A 23,535-nucleotide genomic window follows, 5' to 3' on the forward strand; every position below is an offset into this window, starting at 1 on the left:
CTTCTACTTTTTGAGTTTTTGAGCAACAGCTTGCCTGACATTCAAAGGTGGCTACTTTTAGCTGCGCTCATTTTTTAGTCTAAACTACAGTCAAACTTGTCTGACGCAAAAATGTATTGTCCCACTGAAAATTGTTTTCTTATCTCGCTTAGCGCCTTCGAGGTTAGCGCCACATAAAAAGGCACCGCTCAAATTAGCACCGCGCAAATCAGCTTTTCTCAAGTCAGCACCCTGAAGGTTACTTTCACACAAAAAAGCGCCTCTCAAGTCAGCTCCTCTGAGACTCGCTCCCCGCAGTTTTGCCTCGCTTAGATTGGCTTTTTCGAGGTTTGTATTGTCCAAGCAAGCATCTAGGAGGTTCGCTTCCATCAAGTTGGCGTTTTCCAAGTTTGCTCCGCTCAAATTAACAGCTATCATTTTGGTGTCGCTCAAGTTGGCGTTTTCCAAGTTTGCTTCAATCAGGTCAGCTCCTGTTAATCTTGCGAAAGTTAGATCGGCTCCGCTCAGGTTAGCCCCATTTAGGCGGGTCATCACCAGGCAAGCATTCTTTAGGTTGGCACCTATTAATTTTGCCCCCCTTAAGTTCGCCAAAGCAAAATTGATTTCCTTCAGATTTGCACAGGCTAGATTAATATGAATTAAGAAAGCTTCTCGCAAAAAAGCCTCTTTCAAGTTGGTTTCATGAAAATTTCTTTCTCCGGCTGCGTATCGCTTGAGAAGTTCATCAGCATTCATCTCACCAGCCTCCTAAGTTTTACTTAAAATAAAATTATACTACTGACAGTACATTGTAGCAACCAAATATTTTTAAAGTTTCTGTGTGATTTTTTAATTCTTCGAGTGCCGATCGCACAAATGCTTGGGAGGCGTTAGCCTCAACGTCCATAAAGAAAATATATTCTCCGAGCGATCGCTTAGTCGGTCTAGATTCAATCCGACTTAAATTAATACCGCGACTGGCAAATACTTGCAAAGGTTTTACCAGTGCTCCCGGCATATTGGCAGGTACGCTAAAAGCTAGTGAGGTATGGGTGCAATTAGACGGTGAAGCATCGAGGATCAACTTAGCAGCAGATTTTGTAATGCATTTAATCGATGAGGAATCGGCTGCTTCTACGTTTGCGATTTCTCCAACACTCGTGCTGAGTACCCAAAATCGAGTGTAATTATCGGGATAATCATTAATGGGGTGAGCTAACACTGGCAAATTGTAAAGTTCAGCAGCTCTTGGCGAAGAGATCGCCGCTACATTTCTATCTTCCAGATATTGCAATGCTTCCGTGGTTGAATTGGTCGGAATCAATTGAGCTGAGGGAATAAACTGCCCCAACCATAACTGACACTGAGCTAGGGCTTGCGGATGAGAGTAAACTTTTTGAATCTCGTTAATTTTTGTAGCATTAGACACTAGCGCGTGGGAAATTGGCAAAACTAAGGCGTGTTGAATGCGGAGTCGATCTAGTCGCCACAGTGTATCTAAAGTGACAGTCACGCTGCCTTCGATCGAATTTTCGACTGGCACAACAGAATAGTCAACCTGCCCTACGGCCGATGCCTCTAGCGCCTGGGAAATGGTGGAATAAGGACACAGGGTGCATTCAAAGTTGGTTTCTTGGCTCAACCAATTGACATAAGCTAGAGCCGCTGTTTCTGCATTTGTACCAACAGGGCCGAGATGTGAGATCGAAATTTTCATTTAGAGACAATTTTAGGTTACAAAAGTTTGCTTTACTCTCATCAGCTAGCAAGTATGATGAAAAACTAGCGATGTCCCGAAAGCTTTTATCAGTGATTTCTCGGTTGACATGGCTGGGGGCGCGACTTAGTGCGCGACTTATGTCACCTTAAAAAAGGTGATAGTTTATTAAGATATGCTTAGGAATCCTATAGTTTGATATCTTCTCATGTATATCCGCTTTAATTCTTCCCAATCCGTTGAGATCGCCGTACCAGACGAACGGGTTCCCATTCAACATTATCTGCGCCAGCCGAGGCGACTGGTGAACGCCCTCGTGGATCAAAGTCGCACACAGCAGCTAAGCGATGACTGTTTCCGCCTGAAAATGCGGCCGTTACAATTTATGATGCTGAGCATTCAACCCACCGTAGACATGAGGGTGTGGGCGGAGTCAGACGGCAAAATCAATTTGGAGTCCGTCGCCTGCGAAATTCGTGGGGTGGGTTACATAAACGATCGCTTTGCTCTCAATCTCAAAGGACAGCTTTGTGTACACCAAAGCAGCGGGGTAGCATACTTGAAGGGAAAAGCGGATTTGGAAGTCCAAGTAGAGTTACCGCCGCCGTTTTGGCTGACGCCCAAAGCAATTTTAGAAGCAACGGGCAACGCTTTGCTCAAGAGTGTACTGCTGAGTGTCAAACAGCGGTTGATGCACCAGTTGCTCTTAGATTACCGCCGATGGGCAAGCAACCAAACTGAGGTAATATCCAGCGAGATTCCCCAAATCTTATCTTTAGAAGGGTGAGATCCTAGTACACAAGCTGTTAATTAATTTATAGGCATATTTAGGTCAAAATTAGGCTACTTACCGAAAAATTAGTTAGATCAGCGAATTGCGTACCTTGAGCTTTGTTTGAGTTCGCCCGTAGGGATAGATAGCTGCCGGTCAGTCAAGATCGTTTTGAGTGAGCTCTCCATGTTCATCCTCTTCTATGATTCCCACACCCCGAGGCCAAGCAGTTGACTTGTCATTTAAAACTTCGTCCTTTTGGCGGAGTTCGCGCTGCGGTGACTTGGTTGTTCTGCCCGGTTGATTGGTTGCGCCCACCCGAATCCTGATTTTTGGCCCGGAATTGCCCAAGCGAATTGTCATCCCGTCCACAGCAGATACCTGAGCGATCGGTCTATCATCTACATAGGTGCCGTTAGCACCAAAATTAATAATTTCCCAGCCATTGGCGTGATTCCACAGCTCTACGTGGTGGCGGGAAACTACAGCGCTGTAAATAATTACATCATTGTCGTTCGATCGACCGATCCGAACCACCGATTCGGATTCAAAACACCAACTTTGAACTGGGACAGACTGGATAGGATGTAACAGAGTTAAGGTAATCACGGATGTTTTGACACTCCCCCGCCAGACAGAAACGGGGATGCTTCCACATAGATTTTTGGGGAGAAAACTGCAAAAAATTTGATTTTCACAGGGGTGGTGGGTGCGTCACTATTGCTTCGTTCTGCTGTAAAAGTTGAACTTTTGGCTGCTTGAGGCATTTGAACAAATTTTTGATCGTTAGCTTTTGGCGCAGGCGCAAATTTTTGCTTTCCTCGGTAACAACCAAACACCGTGTTATTAATCTGCTGAACTTCCCAGCGAGTGACGAATGTTGAGACCGCTTGATTAATTTTGTCTGGGATGGAGCGATTGCGCCGATGGGTGAGCGGCTCAATTCGATCGGCACAACCATTTTCCCGCGGACTAGCCCCATAATTCAACTCAGACCCGCACTGGTTGCACCGCTGATTCGAGTTCTCGATCTGTTGAGAGTCAACGAGCGACGAATCGCTGTTCGTGGATACAAAAGTTAACCAATTATTAATGCTGGGGTCTCTAGATAAAATACTTGTTGGTTGTATCAAACAGCATAGGTCTTTTTGAATTGCTAACATTTTCCTTATTGATGCGATACCTTTAAAATAGAATGCTTTGAGCAGCACAGGAATTGTGAGCGAGAACGCCTCAATCTCCTAGACCGAAAATACAGATCGACCTTCCTCGGGCGCGCCACCCCCAAAATCCGATCGGCAATTAGTCGCAGGGCGATCGGGAAGGCCAAACTTCAACTCAAATCAGACTCGGGCGGCTCCGGGTTCGGATCTGGCCGGGCAGATTCATCCCTTTGCCGCTTCAACTCTGCAACTTTTTCTTGAGCTACATCCCTGACTTCTAGAGCTTTATCTTGGAATTTTTCCGCCAGACTTTGAGCGCCGCGCTTCACGCCTGCCACATTTTTGAGAGTTCTGTCGAAATCTTCGTGTAAAAACTCTGCTACCAGACCGACTTTTTTGTGCAATCCCTCCGCGTACTGCACTGGCTCCGATACAGCAGCTTCAGAGACGATCGCCCGCTTGCTGCCGATCGTCGAAATAGCTGCCACCGGTAGCAAGTAAATCCCGTCTAAAACGCCGCGCCAGCCGCTCGATTTAAACAGGTAGTGGATCACTGTACCCGTCCGGGAATCAAATAGGTAGTCAACCACCGTACCTGCCTTATTCCCAGCGTCCGTGAGCACCTCAAGCCCGATCGGACACACAGCTTGTTCCGGCTGGTGCAATTCCGGCAGTTCCGGGTTAATGGTGACAAAAACATTTTCGCCTACCGTATCCACTTGCGCCCAAGCGAACCAAGTTTTTTTGCTGCCCAAAAGTCCCGACTTGCAAGTAAAGCCGATCGCCCGCTGGGAGTGAGGATCGAGCCAAAGTCGATCTACCCTGCCGACCTCTTCCGCTGTCCTGCGGTCGATCGTGCGGCGGTTGAGCAGTTCGCTGCGCCTAACAATCTGTTGTGATGTACTCATAAATAAACTCCTGAGTGCCGCCTTTGAAAAATTTCGATCGTCCAAAGAGGCCGATTTAATATTCTTCTTCCGAATAATGGCGAGTATTGTCTGCCTCCGTTAAATCCTCCTCTTCCCTAGAAATGCCAACTTCTTTTTGGTCGGGAACAGGAATCGTGCTAATTTGCGCGCCGCCCGAGGGAGCGTGAATTTCCTTAGCCTCCCTTGGCTTGACGCTAATTTGTCCTAGCTGGACTGAGGACTGATTGGGGCCGACGTTGATTTGAATTTTCGGACCCGAGCGAGCCAAGTGAACGATCAGACCGTCCACAACCGGAACCTTAGCGATCGGCTTACCATCGAGGTAAGTGCCGTTGGTACCTAAATTGATCAGTTCCCAAGTTATGCCGCTGCGCCGCAATTCGATGTGGCGGCGAGAAACGACAGCGCTAAAAAGAACGACCTGGTTTTCGGTCGATCGCCCGATCCGGACGACCTGCTCGTCTTCAAAGATCCAACTGCGGACGGGTATAGACTGGAGTGGATGTAGCAAGGTCAGCTTAATCACATTGGCAGCATTGAGTTTTGGTAGAGCGCCTCAAGATGCGATTTTAGATTTTAGACTTTCGATCGCCCAATCCAAACTCGATCTAAGAGATTTGAAATAAAAACGTAACCAGGTCTCCTTTGCCAAGAGAGATGCGGTCTCCCGGTCGCAACCGGTGCCGGTTTCCCTTGGGCAGCGGAGTATTGTTGACGTAAGTACCGTTGGAACTGCCTACATCTTCTAGGTAGCAAGCATCTCCCTCCACCCGGAGATTTGCGTGTACTCGAGAAACTATCTCAGAATTAGCAAATCCCGAAACATCAATATCCGGCGGCACTAAGTCATTTGGCTTGCCTATGTGAACCACAGACAGACTGTGAGGCAATTCCATCGGCGTATTTGTCTGAACGTGTAGCAGGCGCGCCGACTGCTGTTGCAGTTGAGTTTTAGCTACACCGGGCTGTGGGGCCGGAACCGGGGGAGAGGTATTTACTCGTGTCGCCACTGATTCAGTTCTAACAGGAACCGAGGGCGAAGGCGGGGGCTCTGGAATCGTAGGAATGCTGGCGGGAGTTTTTTCCAAGTTGGGCCCATTATTTAGGGTAACTAGAGGTTCCATTGCCATCAGGGGTTCGCTTGGCGGTAAATCCGGCATCGGTGACGATACCACTGTGGGGCCCACAGGCGAGGGGGACGCTACTGTCACCCCAACTTCTGGAACTATGGAACCCGGACGCAAGTTAAAGCCGCACTGACCGCAAAACGCTGCATCTGTCTGAACAGCAGCACCGCAGTTCGAGCAACTTGCGGTAACAGGTAAAGGCGTGTAGCAAGCCTCGCACTGGCTGGCCCCGTCGGGGTTCTGGTGATTGCAATTGGGACAGACAATCATCGATTTCTCCTTGCTATCGGCCAGATTTTCAAATCAGCCTCATAATAAATAGTCGTGTATATGGTCAAATTTTAACTTTAACCGCCACAATTCTTATATTGCTTCGCTAATACTAGCAACTGAGCTGACGCCGTGAGGTTGGCGGTGATGGGGAAGATTTAGTTAGTGATACTGCTGACTGTGTTGGCAGTGGGCGGATATCTCTGCTATTTTACTGCTTCGCCAGCAGCCGCATCGAACAGCCACCAAAGTTCGCCCTCTGGTTGAACGAGTCTGGCTGGATAGGTCATTTCATCGGCTGCGGGGGCAAAAATTTGAGCTAGGGCAGGTTGTTTGCTGGCTCCTGCGACCATGAAGAGGACGCACCGGGCGCGGTTGATTAAGGGGACTGTAAAGGTGATGCGGGGTTGACCGTCTTTGTTGCCGACAGTTACTAGGGCGTCGCGGACTTGCAAGGCTGGTGTGCCGGGAAATAGAGAGGCTGTGTGGCCGTCGTCCCCTATGCCCAATAGAATGATGTCGAAAGCAGGAAACTCGCCGTCGGATACTTTGAAGAACTGCTGCAATTCGGTTTGGTGCGCCGAGGCGTCGGCTGCGGGGTCCCCGGCGCCTGTGGGCATGGGGTGGATGTTGCTGGCGGGGATATTTACTCGATCGAGCCACGCGAGACGCGCCATTTTTTGATTGCTGTCTGGGTGTTCTGGGGGAACGTAGCGTTCGTCGCCCCAAAAAACGTGAATTTTGTCCCAAGGGAGATCTTGAGCTGCGATCGCTCTGTAAAGCGGTTCGGGTGTGCTTCCGCCCGCTGCGGCGATCGTACAAACTCCGCGTTCTGCTATGGCTGCGTGGATTTTTGACAGGACAATCTCAAGCGATCGAGCTATTAATTCTTCCCGATTTGCTAATACTTCTACTATTTTTTTCATTAATTTCCTCTCAACTTTCCTTGGGTGTTGTTCTGAGCAATTGTCTATTTTGCCTTAACATTTTGCTTTGAGGTCGATAGGCTGACACGTCCTGCAGGCCGGGCACCGCGTCCCATCAAACTTTATCATCTTATCCCCCTTGATTTGAGGAAAGCAAGACATATTTCTACCAGTGTGTTATGGATTTTCATCTGTTGCATTGATTTCGCAACTTTAAATCAAAAGTCCGATCGCACTGAAAACATCTCTGCAGAGAGTAAAAATCGTTTTTTGGAAGCGATCCCGCACAGCAAAGTACATACATATAGCGAGACGATGGCACACGGACAGTAAAAGCACAACGGAGATGCTCCCGATCGCACTTACCCAGGGACAGCAAAAATAATCAAGATTGATGTGGTAGAGTAGGAAAAATAGTTTTAAATCCGCACGCTCGGATGGAAGCAAAACTATGTCAAGTTTTAAGCGATTTCCTACATCTGTCCGCTATCTGATAGCGCGGTTGCGCCACTGGTCGCAACCGGCGGTTTGGGCACCGCTAGCGGTGCTGTGTGCGGGGGGGGTATTTATCTGGGAGGTTTCTGTACATCCAGAAAGGTTGAGCATAGATGGCGAAGAAGAAGCAGCCTCAAACAATGCAGCTTCGCTGCCGGGGCTGTCTGCGGAAGATAGCGCCATTGCGGCTGAAATCGACAGCTTACCAGTGCTAGTCAATCAGTTAAATCGCTCTAATTCAGAGTTCGGTTTGTTAAATTCACCAGTAGTCAAAAGCCAAGGTTTATTTGAGGAAATTCGCGATCGGGGCTTAGTAATTCCTCAGCCATCTTCAGCCTCCAAGCAGGTGGCAAGAAACAGATTTTTGCCCTTGCCAAATTTAGCAGCAAATCCTGCTGTCGGGGCCGCAAACAATAACCCGCAAAATTCTAGCTTAGCAAGTTCAAACGCGACATCAGCTTTGACTTTATCTGGCAGTGGGGAACCCATTTCCGCAATAAAAACGATCGAGCCTGAGTCTAAGGATACAGCGACATCAACTTTATCGCAGGCGTCGAGTGGTGTTAATTCAGGCAAACAAAACGAAAATTCTCTTCCTTTGAGTCCGCTGCAAGCAGCTATGAAAAAATACGTCGTTGCTAACACAGCAGCAACGGCGGCTGCGGCTCAGAAAACAGCAGACTCGGCTAAATTGCTCGATCGACCGGCTGCGGCAAATGCGGCAAATGCGGCAAATGCGGCAAATGCGGCAAATTTGCTCCCAACGACCGCTACAGCTCAAGCTGGAGCAAATCCTGTGAATGTCCCCGCAGCACTTCCCCCAGTTGTGAGTCCGACAAATACTGCGATCGAGGAATCTCAAGAATTCTTAAAGCCGACAGCTACAGTCCCTGAATCATTTCCTGGGTTAAATTCCAGAGTACCGAACCTCCCCGAAATTAATGCAGGGGCTGCAACGGTGGCTTTGCCGAAAAATCCCTACCAAACTAATTTATCTGGTTCCGGCTTCGCACCAGAAGTTCAACCTGCTGCACTTCCAGTAGCCATACCTTCGCCAACACCTTTACTTCCCAATGTCGGTCAATCCCCCTTTCCGAGTACGATCGGGGGAAGCAAGATAATTAGCCCTCAATTCTCTCCCAATTCAGCGAATTCTCAATTTCAAACAGCTCCACAAAGTCAGCTTAACTTGCCGGAGCAGCCTAACTTTGGAGTTGTTCCCCAAAACACAAATCAGGGCGTGCAGCCCATTCAACCTCAACCTTTTGCTACACCCCGCTCGCTGCCTCCGGGACGCTACATTGGCGGCGGCGAAATCAATACTTTTTCTAATCCTTAAATGAAGGAAGTTCGGCAACGAAAACGATAAGCTGTCGGGCATCTAAATTTTACCGTCAAGTTTGATGACATTCTGGTGAGGTGTCCCGCCCACCAGAAAAATACAATGCAAGATGCCCGACAGCTTATATCAATTTCCAATAGTTAGGCTAGGCGGTTCCTGAGCGAAGTCGAAGAGCAGTACAAGTTGCCAATTACCCATTCCTAATGTTATTGGTAAAACTTACCTAGAGGCTGCCCGCACCAACAGCAATCCCCCGATTCCCCAGCCAAAAATTATCGGCAGCCAAGCCGACAGAATTGGAGTCAAAACAGCTTTCACACCCATAGAACTGGTGATAAAAGAAAATACGTAGTAAGCAAAAATCACAACTACGCTAATACCAAAACTCGTTCCTCTGCCGGAGCGGCGCGGTTGAGTTCCCAAAGCTGCTCCCACTAAACCAAATACCATGCACACGAAAGGAAAAGCATATTTTTCTTGAATTCGCACCTTTAATTTGCGAATTTGCGGTTCGTCACCACTGTTCTTAATGATATCCAAACGCTCTACAGCTTGGGCAATGTTCATTTCCTTGAAATCCCGCACTCTCGCAGCTAAATCTAAGGGCGTACGGGGGAGTTGCAACTGCTGGTGTTGAAACCTAACTATATTGCGGTAAGAGCCATCAGGAGCTACTATATAAGCGGTTCCGTTGAAAAAATCCCAGGTATTTTCTGAGGGATTCCAAGTAGCGGATTCTGAAGAAACGATTTGATTGAGGCCTGGAGTGGAGCGATCGATAATTGTTAAACCTTTCATTCGCTGGCCGTCAAATTGTTCTGCATAAAAAAAGCGGGCCAGGGTTTCGTCGCCACCTTTTTCTGGTTTGCGAAATTCTGTGTAGATAATATTTCTATCTTGAAATATCGGTTTTTCTCGTTTCAGGGCTCTGTCTAAAGTCACAGTAGCTCTGTAGCTGGCGGCGGGTACGACTAACTCTTGCAAACCAAAGGTGAAGCCGGCAACAATTAAACTCATAATCACTGCGGGCAGTATTAATCGGTAAACGCTAACTCCGCAACTGCGGAGGGCGATGAGTTCGCTGTCGCTGGACATTCGGCTGTAGGCCATTAAGGTTGCTAGCAGCATCGACATCGGGAAAGCCAATACTACGAAGTAGGGAATTTGCAGCAGAAAAATTTCTAGGGCTGCGCCGTAGGGGAGGCCGGATTCTGTTACTCTGCGGACTAATTCAAATAAGGCTCCAACTGTGACGGCGACGGATGTAAAGAGTCCGACGCCAAAGAGAAATGGCCCGATTAGTTCTTTGGTAATGTACCAGTCCATTACTGAAATTCTCGGCAGCCAGTTGATGGGATTCAAAGAATTGGATATTGCTATTTTCATAGTGACGCGTTGTCGCAGATTGCTCCTCAATCTAACATCTAAAATCTCAAATTCGACCGTTTGCCGAATGTATTCAAAAGACTATCGCACGAAGCTGTCGCCCAAGTAATACTGCCGCACTAAAGGGTTGCTGTAGAGTTCTTCTTCAGCCCCGGAGGCTAAAATTTGGCCGTCTCGCATGATGTAGGCTCGATCGGTAATTTCGAGGGTTTCTCGGACGTTGTGATCGGTGATGAGGATGCCGATTTTGCGATCGCGCAGTTTGGCAATAATGGTTTGAATTTCGTCTACGGCGATCGGATCGACGCCTGCAAACGGTTCGTCTAAAAATAGGAACATGGGCCCGTCTCGCCCTGCGGCTAATGCTCTGGCCAGTTCAGTCCGCCGCCTTTCTCCCCCTGAGATTTGAATTCCCAAACTAGATGCTATTTTTTCCAAGCGAAATTCTTGCAATAGGAAATCGACTCGATCGCGCCATTCCCAGCGCGGCACTTGAGTTTGTTCTAGGACTAACAAAATGTTGTCGCGCACGCTCATGTTCCGGAAAATGCTTGCTTCTTGAGCGAGATAGCCAATTCCCAAATGCGCTCGCTGGTGCATCGCCAATTTAGTAATGTCTAAATCGTTTAGCCAAACAGTGCCTTGATTTGGCTTTTCTAATCCGGTTGCTATGTAAAATGTTGTGGTTTTGCCGGCACCGTTGGGGCCGAGCAGTCCTACGATTTCTCCTTGGCTTACCGAAAGATTGACGCGACTGACTACATTGCGTTTTCCGTAAGATTTGTGAATATTTTCGAGTACAATTTTCATTTTCGCCGAGGCAACCTCTACAAGCTAAATTTCAGACTGCGGGTTTGTGCGATCGAGTCTCTAATTTAAATTTTACCTTTTCAATTTTGTTAGTTTTATAAAGACGAAATTTCGCATCTATCCCAAGTAGTATGTTTTGGCTGAGGCGAAATTTCGCTGCTGCGAGCCACTGTTACCGGGGGGCTGTAGTTGGACGTGGGGAACCCACTGCATTTTGGGCTGCCGCATCTTGTTCCGGGGCAACCAGATAGACAGATTCTACCTGTCCTGGGTTGTCTGGCAGGGCAATAAACCGCCCTTCGTCGATGAGGTATGTTATGGTTTCGCCGCGCAGACTGTTGCCCTGCTGCAATACGTAAACATCTCCGCTGAGAATGATCCGGCGCTCGCGGCTGAAATATTGAGCTTGAGCAGCAGTTGCTTGTATTTGGCGGGCTGGATAGTTGATTTGGACGTTGCCGCGGGCTGTCACGATGCCGGTTTTGGAGTCGGCTTCTTGAATGTCCGATCGCACGCTGAGAGTGCGGGGCGGCCCGGCTTGCGGGTAGGTGGGAGAGGCGATCGCGCCTGCCAGAGTGAGGGGCAAAAGCAGCGATAATCCTTTGAATATTCGGGAATTGAGTAGTTTAGCGGAGGGCATCATAAGCTTGGAGCCTCAAAATTTGTGAAATTGCTGAAGGGCACGATCTCCAGTTAGGTATTTTATCTTAACGGCCAGAAAGATTTTCGCGCTTGTCGATCGATTGACCCGAGAGTCTCAACCAATTATCCTAGCAAGACAACAGCGAATTTAATTGGCTATTTTGCTGAGTCGCTGCAACTGTCTTAAGCGAGAACGGGCAAGATGCTCGTTCCACAGCAAATCAATCTGCTTGTACAGCGGGCATGAAAGCCAGCCCTCCTCTGTGTAAAGGCCAAGTCTGCTGCACACCCTAATACCAACATTTATTTAACCTTTATTTAACTTTTTGGTACTTTGATAATTCGCGGCAATTGTAAGCCTGCCACTTCTCTACCTGCGAACAACGGTACAAATTTAGCTACTTCTTCCGGGCCAGCTTGTTGCAAAGCGCTCAAAAGTTTAGCACTTTGTCGGAGCAACTCTTCAACGGCAATTCCGGCATAACTCGGCTGATAATAACTGAGCCGATTTATTCCTTCTCCCAGCAAGATTACCGCACCGCGCCAGTTTTGATTTCCTAAGTGATAAAGCGCGACCGCAATTTGCAATGTTCCCTGATAAAACCTTTTTTCCGGCTCGCCGGCTTCCATCCACAAAGCCTCTAAAGTATCGTGACAAGCGTAAAATTCTTGGCTGTTAAACTGTTCGATACCTTGCCAAAATTCGAGTGGGATTTCCTCTGTCATTCGATTGGAGATTCGGGATTTTCGATGGCGGATGCGTGTTTGAGTAGGCGGCGATCGATTTCTTTTAAATAGCTAAATCTTAAAAATAGGAAAAATAACGACCTGTTTTCAAAACTCCTGCCATTTCACGACCGCCTACTTAACCGATTACATAGTGTCTCTGACAGCTTGAATCTGATCCATTCCAATTTCCTGATTAGTTCCAGCGAAATCGTTATCTGGCGTCAGAAATAACATACAGTGACACTCTTTGCGCTCGCGCATGGGAATGCAGGGACAGTTCCAGTAGGCGGCTTTTACTTCAGCTTCTTTATCTTCGTAATGGCGACAAGGGCATAAGGGAGCACCTAGTTCATCCTTGTGTTTTGCTAGTCCTTCTATCACGACAGCAGTGACGGAAGGTTCGGAACAAAAGTATGTTCCCGTTCGCTTGGCGTAGGTTTCGGAGAAATTCTTCATCGCCTCCAAAGTTTTTTCGTTGGAGAGTTTAGATTTTTCTGTTGTGTTCATAGTTTAGGATCGGAGTTGGGGATGCTACGAGCTTTTGACAATTGTAGCGCAGAATGTGATTTTAAACACTTGTATATTTCTGTTTACTTACAAGGAAGAAAACCTTGACAAACATTGAGTTTTAGGTTGTTGGTTTTTTAGTGGTTTTTGTCTATCCCGGAGGGTGGGGGAAACTTGCGGCAGACCGGGTTTTTGGAGCTGCCAAAAGATTTGGGCGATCGATCGCCCTCAACAATCATCCCCCAAAGGGGATAAAAATCGGATAAGATAGCACAGCCCTGTCCCTGTTAGTGGCATCAGATGGCAACTTCCCCGAACCGCACCCGCACCCACAGCAAAAAATCTCCTCCCTCTGGGCTGATTTGGCCGGCTGACACCGAGTTAGTCGGATTAGTGTTTGAATTGACTCCCGGCGCTGCTAGCTATCTGTACGCGCAGTATGCTATAGGTTTGCACGCTTGGTTTTTAGGTCAAGTACAGCAAACCGATCCGGATTTATCGCAACTTTTGCACGATGAACAGTCCGAAAAAGCCTTTACTATTTCGGGATTGGAAGGTGATTTGCTCCCCGGTGGCAAAGAATTTCAGCTTTTGGGTGATCGAATTTATCGCTGGTACGTAACAGGACTTTCAAAGCGAGTAGTGCAGTGGCTGAGTCAGTGGCTGCAAAATTTGCCCGAAGAGATAGATTTGCGAAATGCTCCGCTGGTAATTCGCTCTTGGGATATTGCTTTTGCTCCCACAACTTACCAGCAATTATTAACAGCAGAACCCCCATTTTCGCCCACCATCAAACTTAGTTTTGTGACTCCTACAAGCTTTCGTAGCAAAGGCCATCACTTCCCTTTACCAGTTCCCGAAAATGTTTTTCACAGCTATTTGCGCCGCTGGAATAACTTTTCGGGGGTAAATTTTGACCAAGCAGAATTTTTGAATTGGATTGATGAAAATGCAATTATTAGCCGCCACAAATTGGAGTCGCAAAAGGTAGCAGCGGGCAAAAAAGGCATGGTAACGGGATTCACTGGGGCTGTGGAATTTGGGCTAGGGCGATCGGCTCACAATCGTCCTGATTTTGTACAATTATTTTATGCTTTGGGGCGGTTAGCGCCTTACTGCGGCACTGGCCACAAAACAACTTTTGGATTGGGACAAACGCGAGCACAATGGTTGACAGAAGCGCTACCTGAAGTGTCGATACAAAGCGTATTGGCGGCGCGAATAGATGAATTGACACAGAAGTTTATGGCGCACAGAAAGCGTACAGGCGGAAGTCGTGCTGCTGAGATTGCTGAAACTTGGGCGACGATTTTGGCGCGCAGGGAATTGGGGGAATCTTTGTTTGATATTGCTGCTGATTTGGAAATGCCTTATGAAACTGTGAAAACTTACGTGAAGTTGGCAAGAAGGGCTTTGAAAGTTGAGGATTAGCGCGCATTTGTTGACTGTTGACTGTTGACTGTTGACTGTTGACTGTTGACTGTTGACTGTTGACTGTTGAATGATGACTACTGACTACTGACTAATGACTGATGACTGCTGACTAATGACTCTTAGTAAATAGGTATATGTCGTCTCGCTGATATTTTAGTTGAAATTGAGGGGTGTTTTTTAGTTTAGTTACTAAGTTTTTAACAAATTCTCGATCGCTCATCCAGCCAGGATATCTGAGGTTCAGCAATACATAATCAAATTCTGCGAGATTTGCCGGCGGCGCGTTAGCCAGAGTTAATTTGACTACAGGGCGGTGCGCTAAGTGCGGAGCAATCTGAGCATTTGTTAAAACACTGCCTTTGGTTTCAACAAGAGAAATTGCCTCTTTGGTAGCTGGCAAAGTGTCGAGCCCATTTAAATAAATAGTCCAAAAGTAGCCGTATTTCGCTAAAGCTAAGAAAGCAATCAACGACCAAATTACAATGACTCTAGGAAATGGATAATTAGGAAGTGGCAATCTATCAAATATTGTCTTTGCCTTTTGCTGATTGCTATCTGCTAAACTGGAAATTACGGCAACCAACAAAAACGGCAATATCGGCACAGAATATTGATGAATCAAATCTCGCTGAGCGGGAATATCGGAAAGAATATTCATCGCCAACATCGGCACAGCACTAATTAAAGATGACAGATGACGCGGAGACAGCCACCAAATTATAGGTAATACCAATAACGCTAAATATTCAAAAGTATCTAAAGAAAACAAACGCCCTAAAACTAGATTTGGTTTCCCTATTAAATTAATAGCAATTTCCAAAACCGACTTTCCCAAATATTGATATCGCCCGATTCCCGCGTGTTCTCTTCCCTGATTAAAATACGGTATAACTGCCTGAGTAGCTACCAGGAACCAACCTGCGCCTAGAAAGAGAGCTATGAGCCCACAATTGCGTTTTTTGTCAAAACACAACAGCCACAAACCCATCGCAGCCACAGTTAAAGATAGCACGGCTTTGCAGCTCAAAACTAATACAATAGCAGCACAAAACCACAAGGTTTTATTCAGCCTCGCGGCTAAGATTGCTGCTAGCAGTGCTGGCAAAGCAATTACTTCTGGGTGGAAGTCGAAGAGATTGACATTAAATACTGCGGGATAAAGCAGATATACGGCTGAAATTGCAATTGCTTTTCGTTCGTTTAATCCCGCTTGACGTGCCAAACTCCAAGTCGGCCAAGCGCCTAAAGCTAGGGAAACAGCTTGCACTAAAAAAAGCCAGTGAACATCGGGATATATTTTGTAAAGTAAAGCTAGTGGATAGAAAATAAAAGCGGCGTGATCGCCCCAAATATTTATTGCCATTAAAGAGGAAAATGGCGTTTGATTTTGGGAGATTAAATAAATTGCTTGGTCAAAAATTGCTAAGTCGAATGCAGTTGACTGAAATAAAGCGTGCCGCGCGCTGCTGGCGGTAAATAAGACTATCGTTGTCACGACAATTATTAAAAATACTGGATGAGATTTTAGGGATTTTAAAGTTAGCATTTTATTGGTTTAATCAGCGATTCGTTTAAATAGCAGAACTTCGTTTTTTTGATAAGTTAAGTGAAAATCGGGAGAATTTTTAAGTTGATTTGCTAAGGTATCACCAAGTTTTTCAGTATCAGGCCAGGGATGGCGCAGGTTTAATAATATGTATTGAAATTCAGCTAAATTTGTTTGGGGCGAAATTTGTGAAAGCAATTTTACTATTGGGCGGTGGGCAAAGTGAGGGGCAAGTCTATTATCTGTTAAAATACTGCTTTGGGGTTGAACTTGTGCGACTGCTTCGCGTGTAGCTTGCCAGGTATCTAGTCTATTTAGGTACAGATAAAAATCTTTATATTCGCCCAGAAATAGGAAAATTATTAACGACCAAATTATCATGATTCTCGGCAATTGAATTCCTAGCCTGAGTTGAGGAAGTCGGAAATTATTAAATAGTAAATTTGCAAATTTGCTATAGGAAAATTTGGGCAAATTTACAGATGTTAAAAACTGTTGGTTATTTGCTTTATCCTCTTCGTTGTTTTCTCTTATTTCTTCCCTCTTCCTTGTTTCTTCCTTCGCGATAACTGCTAACAATAAAAAGGGAATTACAGGTACTGAATACTGATAGGCTAAGCTGCGTTGAAATGGTAAGTCAGAGAGGATATTGATGAGCAGGGTAGGGATGGCAGGAATTAGCGCTGTTAAATATTGTAGGCGTAGTTTGCCAGAGAATGGCAATAGCAGCCAAATCACAGGTAAGGTGAGGAGAAATAAATATTTTAATGTATCAAATGAAAGGATTTTTCCTAATACTAACTGTGGTTTTAATAGGAGATTGATGATGATTTCTAGTACGGATTTGCCTAAATAGCTGTAGCGCCCGACTCCAGCGACTTCGCTGCCGCTAAAGAAGGGGATGATTTTCTGGGAAGCAATCAAAAACCAAGCTGCACCCAGCAAAAGTGCGATCGCCCCGTACCGTTGCTTTTTTTCGCAAAAAAACAGCCATAAACCAATAGCAACAACGGTTAGGGACAAAACCGCCTTGCAACTCAAAACTAACAGAATAGCGGTACAAAACCACACAATTTTATTTAAACGCGCCGCCAAAATTGCTGCCAAAAGTGCGGGTAAAGCGATTACTTCCGGGTGAAAATCAAATAAATTGATGTTAAATACCACCGGATAGAGCAAATAAATTAATGCGATCGCACGGGATTGTTCTTGATTTAAACCTGCCAAACGCGCTAAACTCCAGCTAGGCCAAGCCCCCAGGGATAAAGCAACTGCTTGTACCAACAGCAGCCAATGCACATCCGGGTAGATTTTGTAAAGCAAAGCTAGCGGATAATAGATTACCGCTGCATGATCGCCCAAAATATGAATGCCCATTAAAGAAGAAAAAGGCGTTTGGTTTTGGCCGATCAAGTAAATTGCTTGGTCAAAAATTCCCAAATCGAAAGCAGTGGATTGGAATAAAGCGTGCCGTAAACTGCTACACAAAAAGAAGATTGCCGCAGCAGTAGCGATCGCCCAAACCAAACTCGACGGTAGCTGCGATCGACCTTCCTCTCTATTTTCGGCGATCGAGACACTGATGTCCTCACGGTCATCAGCAAAATTTTCCCTATTTTGCATGAAATCTGGCACTAGGTGGTCAATCAATTTTAGATTTTAGATTTTAGATTAAAGAATTGAAGCATTGACCCCACGGATAAATTCGGGGGTTCCTTTATCGGATAGAGGTTTTTTATTTCTGGACGGATGAATCCGGGGGCTTGTATCCTGGATGCTGTCGGTCACTCAAAATATGATTCCATCGAATGTGCTTTCCACGCAATAGTTAACCACTAATTTTTATCCCCGCAATCGTAATATTAGAATAATCCACAAAACATTAAAAAATTGTGAAAGCAATAACTCTTCTCGGATCCACAGGCTCCATCGGCACTCAGACTCTGGATATTGTAGCTCAATACCCCGACAAATTTCGGATTGTCGGGTTAACTGCCGGACGAAATGTAACGTTGCTGGCCCAGCAAATTCGCCAGTTTAGACCGGAGATTGTCGCGGTTTGCGACGAAGATAAATTACTGGAATTGAAGGAGGCGATCGCCGATCTCGACCCTCAACCTATTTTACTTGCTGGCGAGTCAGGCGTTGTCGAAGTTGCCCAATACGGCGACGCTCAAGCCGTCGTCACCGGCATAGTTGGCTGTGCCGGTTTGCTGCCAACAATTGCGGCTATCAAAGCAGGCAAAGATATCGCCTTAGCCAATAAAGAAACATTAATCGCAGGGGGCCCCGTTGTCAACCCCTTAATCGAAAAATACGGCGTTAAAATATTACCGGCGGACTCGGAACATTCAGCAATTTTTCAGTGCCTGCAAGGTGTTATGGTTGGCGGGTTGCGGCGAATTATTCTAACGGCTTCGGGGGGTTCTTTTCGAGATTTGCCGATCGACAAATTAGCAGGAGTAACAGTAGCCGATGCCTTGAAACATCCGAATTGGTCGATGGGGCAGAAAATCACGATCGATTCTGCTACTTTGATGAATAAAGGATTAGAAGTAATTGAGGCTCATTACTTGTTCGGAATGGATTATGACGACATTGATATTGTCATCCATCCCCAGAGCATAATTCACTCGTTAATTGAGTTGCAAGATACCTCTGTTTTGGCGCAATTGGGCTTGCCGGATATGCGCTTGCCGCTGCTTTACGCTTTGTCTTGGCCGGAGCGAATTCATACAGATTGGGAACGGCTGGATTTGGTAAAAGCTGGGGATTTAACTTTCCGAGAACCCGACCACGAAAAGTATCCTTGTATGCAGTTGGCTTATGCGGCTGGACGTGCGGGCGGTTCAATGCCTGCGGTGCTGAATGCGGCAAACGAACAGGCGGTCGCGCTATTTTTGGAGGAGAAGATTCAGTTTTTAGATATTCCGAAGTTGATTGAAAAGGCGTGCGACAAACATCAAACCGATAACTGTGAAAGTCCTGGTTTAGACGATATTTTGGCTGCGGATAGGTGGGCGCGGCAGGAAGTTTTGGCAGATAGTATGGAATTGGGCGATCGTATTCTTTCGGTTCGCTAATTGTATCAGCAGACTTGCACTTAGCCACAAGCCCTAGGAGTGAATTAATTCCCCGTCTCATAGCTAAAGTCGGTTCAAACCGACTGCCCAACCTTGATAAATATCCAGTCCTCTTTCAGAGGACTTTAGCTATGAGACAGGGGTTTTTAACCCCTGGCGGACTATGCCAAAAAGTGCAAAATATCGGCAGAAAACTATAAAAAATTGACCAGACTTTAGTTTTTTATAGACTAACTCCCAACTTTCGCCACAAAATCAGCCGCACTCATCTTTTCGTACAGTTCAAAAGGCTGGTGAATCCAAGGATTGTCAGCCAAATAATCTACATAATAATCCGGCTTTGCAACAGAACAAGCCTTGTACCAGAGTACAGCAGTCCGAATTTCCTGAATATCCTCGCCGTAGCGACTCTTGAGCCAAGCGATACCTTGGTTCAAACTAATTCCCGAATCCGCCAAATCGTCAACCAGGAGAATGCGGCTGCCCAAATTATCGCCCACCATTGTCAACTCGCGGGCAAACTCGATCGCACCCCGAACTTTTCCTTCGACCCCACCATAGGACGAGGCAGCTAAAATCGCCAGAGGTTTGTCAAAAATCCGTGACAGAGTATCTCCAACCCGCAGCCCTCCCCTCGCCAGACAGACAATTCGATCGAATTTCCACTGAGATTCTTCAATTTTTACAGCCACATCCTCAATTTTCCGATGGTACTCAGACCAAGAAACGTAAAGGTCACTCATTCCTAATATTATTGAAATATCAAAGGTATTATTAATTATTTTGGGGAAAATGACATGGATGCAGATGAACTTCTCAGACGGTATGCAGCCGGAGAACGGGTGTTTCACAAAGTAGACTTGAGCGGTGTTCATATGTCAAGGACAAATTTGCGCGATATTGACCTGAGTCACGCTAGTTTAAAAGGTGCAAATTCGATCGGCCTCACCCTCTACAGAGCTAATCTGTATCAAGCAGATATCAGCCAAGCCAACCTCTCTCAAGCCAACCTCATGTCCGCTAATTTTGGCGAATGCGAGGCGGTGGGAGCGAACTTGAGCGGAGCCATCTTGCGGAGTGTCGTCTTCAGCGGGGCCGATTTAACGGGAGCGAGTCTCAGGGGTGCAGACATGAGAGATGCAAACCTTCAGGGGGCAATTTTGATTCAAGTTTATGCAGTTAACGCTAACTTGCAAGGTGCAAACTTGACAGCAGTAAAGCTTTGCGGAATCAACCTGAGCAAAGCAAATTTAACCGATGCGAACTTAACACAAGCTGACCTCAGCCGTGCTAACCTAACTCAAGCAAATCTGAGTTGGGCAAATTTAACGGAAGCAAATCTGGAAAAAGCTGATTTGAAGGGAGCCGATTTGAGCGGAGCTAACTTGAGCTGTGCAAATCTCCATCAAGCAGATTTGAGCGGAGTTTCCCTTAAGGGAGCAAATCTCCGGGGAGCAAACTTGCATCAAGCTTCTTTGCGCGGGACAAATTTGGATGAAGCGAATCTGAGAGAGGCCATGATGCCTGACGGCACAATCTCTGACTAATAAGCTGAGAAAATAGAAGTTAAAACAGCAGGGTGCCTGTGGCGCACCCTACATTTATGCTAATGCCTGATTTTTTTAAGGGATTTAATTCTGCCTTCAAGTGACAGTGAATTTAAAGAGTAGTGGCAAAAAATTTAGAACCGAGTTTAATCTACAACTTTCAGCCAGCCGCGGCGAACTGCGTGGAGCAAGCGGTTGATGGCTGTTTGATCTTCTTCGGTAAGAGAGTCATTTAACAGGGCTGTCTTGAGCTGTTGTCGGTGAGTGGGAGTCAGAAGACCGGAGTGATATACCTGAAAAACTAGCTCTGCAATAGTAAATTGAGGTAAAAGCGTTTGGGTTGTCATCATGTGTTTGTTTTTTGAACTCACTCTTGACAGTATTGACTGGTTTTCCCAATATTTATGTGATTCAACTACAGGAGTAAATGTGATCGATTGGCTCTTGATGAGTGATTTGTGTCAGCCGGACTTGGGGATCGGATATTTCCTCGATCGCCCTGCAACTTGAAATACCAACCCCGTCCCGAGTCCTCGCTTTTGGCAACTCCGAAATCTCTACTTTTTGTCAAGAGACTGTGACAAACCTATTAATATTTATCTATTAATAAATTACTAATGCTGCTAGCTAAATCGCTTGGCTTAATTCAACGTAAAACTTTTACGGTGTTTATAAACCCGCTTTTACCTACATTTACTTAGTTTCTTGGTGTGCTCTTTGTTCCGTAGATATACTTAACAACCCGCCAAAAAACCGATACAAGTTTCCGACAGGAGCGGCCACCGGCCCAAAATTTTAAGCTTTAGTTCATGCTCCCAGATTCATCTGTGAAGTCAATCTAAAATCTAAAATCTAAAATCTAAAATCTAAAATCTAAAATCTAAAATCTAAAATCTAAAATCGACTGGCTGCTTCAAATCAAAAATCCCGGCTTCTTCAAGAAACCGGATTCGAGCTTTTCGATCGCAGTACAACTTTTTTTGGAGAGGGTTAATGCAGCGACCTGCTCACGAAAATCTTATTGTTGGCAAAGCTTGACAGGAGAGAAAGTAGAAATACTGATCTCAACTTCTTGTGTGAGAGGACTAATCGGAAATCCTGACCCATCCGCGGCGGATGGCGTGAAGCAGGCGGTTGACTGCATCTCGGGCATCTTCGCTGAGAGAGCTTTCGCAGAGTGCAGGCAGTCCGTGGCTTTGAGTTCGAGTCAGATTCCCTGAACGGGTGACTTGATAGAACAGTTCAGCGATCGCCCGATCGGATTTTAAAGTCAGAGCTTGCATGAAATATCGTTGAACTCGACTATTGTAGTATCGAGGATTTGAGAAAAGAGTAGGGTGATAGCAGTCGGCTAAGCTGTGCGATCGTTCTTAGCTCCATTTGTGACCGAAGTCTGCGAGTATACGTGAGTTAAATCACAGAGAACCAAAGACCTCGATCGCATAACCTGTCATTGCGGTGGTAGCCTCAAGGTTTGACTAAACCTCGAAAACTCCTGATCGCAAGACTTTTAGCCCCCAGCGCCGCTGCACAGCGGGAGTGCGTCCCCTCTACATCCCAGGCTCTGGACTCGGAGAACTGTGAAACTTTGGGTTTTAGACACTTGCAGCTTGCACCACAGGGCATAAAGTTGCGATCGGCGAGCCACACCCTGAGATACAATATTTATAAATACTTCTATCCCATCTCTAGGCAGGCAAGTAAAAAAATGATAATGATTAGCTACTTTTCGATTGCCTTAATCGTTTTTATTGTTTGGTTCAAAAGTTTTTGGAATGATACTGCGACATCTAAAAAAGACGTGATCTCTTGGATAGCATTAATATTCGGTCCTCTGTTTTGGCCTGTTGTTCTGCCCCTATCCCTTTTGCAAATTACCAGCAAAAAGTCTGTTGTAAAAACAGCTCAATGCGATCAAGAATTATAATAAATTGTGGAAGTAACTGGCTTAAACAAAGTCGGTTATCTCGTCCTAAACGATCCGGCTTGCATCGCTCCTCGCAGCGAGTAAATCATCTTGTTTGATGGTAAAAAAAATGCAGTTATAAGGTAGAATCAAATAAAAATCCTGAATCCTAAAACAGTATTTTTTTACCGCTCCAAATTCTGCCTTCTGCTTTTCGCTCCCGCCCAAAAACGGATACAAGTTTTCCAGAGTAGTCGCCAGCCGACCAAAATTTTCGACTCTTGTTAAAGCTCCCAGATTCATCTGTGGAGTAAATCTCAAATCTCAAATCGTTCGACTGAGCGCGACTCCACTGCTCTCTGGCCTAACGTCTCACGGCAAAGTATCAAATCGACTGACGCCTACTTTTCTTCTGTAACATCGTGATTTAAGGGTGTCGCTGAGTCAAAATTGTCAGACCCAAATAGTCGGACAGCGACCGCAACATTTTTTTACTCAAAGATTATCTGCCACCTCAACCAAGCTCAAAATTAATCTGCAACGTAACACGGCCTGTTGTTGGCAAAACTATAACTTAAGACATATTTTTTCCTTCTGCTGACCAACTTAAGAATTTTTATTACTTCCGGTCACTGCGCATCATTAATCGAATTTGGTAAAATCCTTACTTAGCCTGAAAAAAAGCTAGACGCCTTGCCCTGTAACCTTTGACAGCTCTATTTTTTAAAAGTGTAGCAGCTCTCACAAGCAAATTGTAGAGTTCGTTTGCGCCTTAATTGCCTAACTCTTACCGCAGTTAGATAGACAATTAAAGGCAGAGACTGCAATATGAAATAGGCCACAACAATTGTTTCAAATCTCAACTACGATTTATTTTGGGCGATCGGGCATGACGAATGTATAACGCGAGCAAGCGGAATTTTTAGAGGTGCTGGATTTTTGGGTTTGGGAACTTCTCAAAAAAAAGTGCCGTCACTGTATCCACATTCGCTATTTGCATAAAAAGTAGGAGTAAAAATGAACGAAGTGTCTGAGAAACCAATTTATAGAATTCTTAATCTAGTGTCGCTGCTAGCGCTGAGCTACTATGCAGCTACTTCCATCAATTATATGTTCGAGAGCGACGCTCACATATACAGGTACGACAGCCAGAGCAATTCCAACGCCTCAACCGCGCAACTAGAAGCACACCATCGGAATAAATAGTAGAGCTTTTCTATGAATG

Annotated in this window: 24 protein-coding genes; 6 read left to right on the plus strand and 18 right to left on the minus strand. The window is 45.8% G+C overall.

What is annotated here, in order from left to right; genetic code table 11:
- Positions 1 to 90: 90 nt before the first annotated feature.
- Together E5S67_RS06835 and pheA are read right to left on the minus strand one after the other, a co-directional pair.
- Complete coding sequence (locus E5S67_RS06835; RefSeq protein ID WP_172186319.1) at positions 91 to 735, minus strand: pentapeptide repeat-containing protein; 645 nt, start codon at positions 733 to 735, stop codon at positions 91 to 93.
- Positions 736 to 769: 34 nt separating this feature from the next.
- Positions 770 to 1,696, minus strand: a complete 927-nt coding sequence (pheA, locus tag E5S67_RS06840; RefSeq protein WP_172186320.1) for a prephenate dehydratase — start codon at positions 1,694 to 1,696, stop codon at positions 770 to 772.
- A gap of 208 nt (positions 1,697 to 1,904) precedes the next feature.
- Here pheA and E5S67_RS06845 point away from each other — a divergent pair, with 208 nt between their 5' ends.
- Complete coding sequence (locus E5S67_RS06845) at positions 1,905 to 2,483, plus strand: DUF1997 domain-containing protein (RefSeq protein ID WP_172186321.1); 579 nt, start codon at positions 1,905 to 1,907, stop codon at positions 2,481 to 2,483.
- A gap of 141 nt (positions 2,484 to 2,624) precedes the next feature.
- Here E5S67_RS06845 and E5S67_RS06850 read toward each other — a convergent pair whose 3' ends face one another.
- From E5S67_RS06850 to pgl, 6 genes are all read right to left on the minus strand, one after another.
- The gene (locus E5S67_RS06850; RefSeq protein ID WP_172186322.1) at positions 2,625 to 3,077 is read right to left on the minus strand and encodes an FHA domain-containing protein; all 453 of its coding nucleotides are present in this window, start codon (positions 3,075 to 3,077) and stop codon (positions 2,625 to 2,627) included.
- Positions 3,074 to 3,631, minus strand: coding sequence for a hypothetical protein (locus tag E5S67_RS06855; RefSeq protein WP_172186323.1), 558 nt, complete (start codon positions 3,629 to 3,631; stop codon positions 3,074 to 3,076). The genes E5S67_RS06850 and E5S67_RS06855 overlap by 4 nt, the downstream gene beginning before the upstream one ends.
- Positions 3,632 to 3,801: 170 nt before the next feature.
- Positions 3,802 to 4,539, minus strand: coding sequence for a PRC-barrel domain-containing protein (locus E5S67_RS06860; protein ID WP_172186324.1), 738 nt, complete (start codon positions 4,537 to 4,539; stop codon positions 3,802 to 3,804).
- 55 nt (positions 4,540 to 4,594) lie between these two features.
- Positions 4,595 to 5,086, minus strand: a complete 492-nt coding sequence (locus E5S67_RS06865; protein WP_172186325.1) for an FHA domain-containing protein — start codon at positions 5,084 to 5,086, stop codon at positions 4,595 to 4,597.
- An 82-nt stretch (positions 5,087 to 5,168) separates the two neighbouring features.
- Entirely contained in the window at positions 5,169 to 5,957 is a 789-nt protein-coding gene (locus E5S67_RS06870) for a double zinc ribbon and FHA domain-containing protein (protein WP_172186326.1), read from the minus strand.
- Positions 5,958 to 6,163: 206 nt separating this feature from the next.
- Positions 6,164 to 6,883 (minus strand): 6-phosphogluconolactonase, encoded by a 720-nt coding sequence (gene pgl / locus E5S67_RS06875; RefSeq protein WP_172186327.1) that lies wholly within the window; start codon positions 6,881 to 6,883, stop codon positions 6,164 to 6,166.
- 451 nt (positions 6,884 to 7,334) lie between these two features.
- On the opposite strand from pgl, the gene E5S67_RS06880 reads away from it, so the two are divergent.
- Entirely contained in the window at positions 7,335 to 8,717 is a 1,383-nt protein-coding gene (locus E5S67_RS06880; protein ID WP_172186328.1) for a hypothetical protein, read from the plus strand.
- A gap of 222 nt (positions 8,718 to 8,939) precedes the next feature.
- On the opposite strand, the gene E5S67_RS06885 is transcribed toward E5S67_RS06880, so the two are convergent.
- The 5 genes from E5S67_RS06885 to E5S67_RS06905 form a co-directional block, all read right to left on the minus strand.
- A complete protein-coding gene (locus tag E5S67_RS06885; RefSeq protein ID WP_172186329.1) occupies positions 8,940 to 10,106 on the minus strand; it encodes an LptF/LptG family permease in 1,167 nt (388 codons plus the stop codon).
- Between the two features lie 81 nt (positions 10,107 to 10,187).
- Positions 10,188 to 10,916, minus strand: a complete 729-nt coding sequence (gene lptB, locus E5S67_RS06890) for an LPS export ABC transporter ATP-binding protein (protein WP_172186330.1) — start codon at positions 10,914 to 10,916, stop codon at positions 10,188 to 10,190.
- A 172-nt stretch (positions 10,917 to 11,088) separates the two neighbouring features.
- Positions 11,089 to 11,559 (minus strand): LptA/OstA family protein, encoded by a 471-nt coding sequence (locus E5S67_RS06895; protein WP_172186331.1) that lies wholly within the window; start codon positions 11,557 to 11,559, stop codon positions 11,089 to 11,091.
- Positions 11,560 to 11,876: 317 nt separating this feature from the next.
- Complete coding sequence (locus tag E5S67_RS06900) at positions 11,877 to 12,284, minus strand: DUF309 domain-containing protein (RefSeq protein WP_172186332.1); 408 nt, start codon at positions 12,282 to 12,284, stop codon at positions 11,877 to 11,879.
- A gap of 147 nt (positions 12,285 to 12,431) precedes the next feature.
- Positions 12,432 to 12,794 (minus strand): ferredoxin-thioredoxin reductase catalytic domain-containing protein, encoded by a 363-nt coding sequence (locus E5S67_RS06905; RefSeq protein WP_172186333.1) that lies wholly within the window; start codon positions 12,792 to 12,794, stop codon positions 12,432 to 12,434.
- A gap of 300 nt (positions 12,795 to 13,094) precedes the next feature.
- Between E5S67_RS06905 and cas6 the strand changes: the two genes are divergently transcribed.
- Positions 13,095 to 14,225 carry a CRISPR-associated endoribonuclease Cas6 gene (gene cas6, locus E5S67_RS06910; RefSeq protein ID WP_172186334.1) on the plus strand — a complete coding sequence of 377 codons (1,131 nt, stop codon included), beginning with the start codon at positions 13,095 to 13,097 and terminating at the stop codon, positions 14,223 to 14,225.
- 112 nt (positions 14,226 to 14,337) lie between these two features.
- Here cas6 and E5S67_RS06915 read toward each other — a convergent pair whose 3' ends face one another.
- Positions 14,338 to 15,774 (minus strand): DUF2079 domain-containing protein, encoded by a 1,437-nt coding sequence (locus E5S67_RS06915; RefSeq protein ID WP_172186335.1) that lies wholly within the window; start codon positions 15,772 to 15,774, stop codon positions 14,338 to 14,340.
- A 9-nt stretch (positions 15,775 to 15,783) separates the two neighbouring features.
- Positions 15,784 to 17,397: a DUF2079 domain-containing protein gene (locus E5S67_RS06920; RefSeq protein WP_172186336.1), complete on the minus strand. Its 1,614-nt coding sequence runs from the start codon at positions 17,395 to 17,397 to the stop codon at positions 15,784 to 15,786.
- Between the two features lie 269 nt (positions 17,398 to 17,666).
- Between E5S67_RS06920 and dxr the strand changes: the two genes are divergently transcribed.
- Positions 17,667 to 18,857, plus strand: a complete 1,191-nt coding sequence (gene dxr, locus E5S67_RS06925; RefSeq protein WP_172186337.1) for a 1-deoxy-D-xylulose-5-phosphate reductoisomerase — start codon at positions 17,667 to 17,669, stop codon at positions 18,855 to 18,857.
- A 230-nt stretch (positions 18,858 to 19,087) separates the two neighbouring features.
- Here the strand turns inward: dxr and E5S67_RS06930 are convergent, their stop codons facing one another.
- Complete coding sequence (locus E5S67_RS06930; protein WP_172186338.1) at positions 19,088 to 19,600, minus strand: phosphoribosyltransferase; 513 nt, start codon at positions 19,598 to 19,600, stop codon at positions 19,088 to 19,090.
- 54 nt (positions 19,601 to 19,654) lie between these two features.
- Here E5S67_RS06930 and E5S67_RS06935 point away from each other — a divergent pair, with 54 nt between their 5' ends.
- Positions 19,655 to 20,404 carry a pentapeptide repeat-containing protein gene (locus tag E5S67_RS06935; protein ID WP_172186339.1) on the plus strand — a complete coding sequence of 250 codons (750 nt, stop codon included), beginning with the start codon at positions 19,655 to 19,657 and terminating at the stop codon, positions 20,402 to 20,404.
- Positions 20,405 to 20,550: 146 nt separating this feature from the next.
- On the opposite strand, the gene E5S67_RS06940 is transcribed toward E5S67_RS06935, so the two are convergent.
- On the minus strand, positions 20,551 to 20,751 hold the full coding sequence (locus E5S67_RS06940) for a hypothetical protein (RefSeq protein ID WP_172186381.1): 201 nt from the start codon (positions 20,749 to 20,751) through the stop codon (positions 20,551 to 20,553).
- Positions 20,752 to 21,489: 738 nt separating this feature from the next.
- Positions 21,490 to 21,687 (minus strand): hypothetical protein, encoded by a 198-nt coding sequence (locus E5S67_RS06945; RefSeq protein ID WP_172186340.1) that lies wholly within the window; start codon positions 21,685 to 21,687, stop codon positions 21,490 to 21,492.
- A gap of 1,640 nt (positions 21,688 to 23,327) precedes the next feature.
- Here E5S67_RS06945 and E5S67_RS06950 point away from each other — a divergent pair.
- Complete coding sequence (locus tag E5S67_RS06950; protein WP_172186341.1) at positions 23,328 to 23,516, plus strand: hypothetical protein; 189 nt, start codon at positions 23,328 to 23,330, stop codon at positions 23,514 to 23,516.
- Positions 23,517 to 23,535 lie beyond the last annotated feature (19 nt).

The organism is Microcoleus asticus IPMA8 (assembly GCF_013179805.1).
Taxonomy (GTDB): Bacteria; Cyanobacteriota; Cyanobacteriia; order Cyanobacteriales; family Microcoleaceae; genus Microcoleus; species Microcoleus asticus.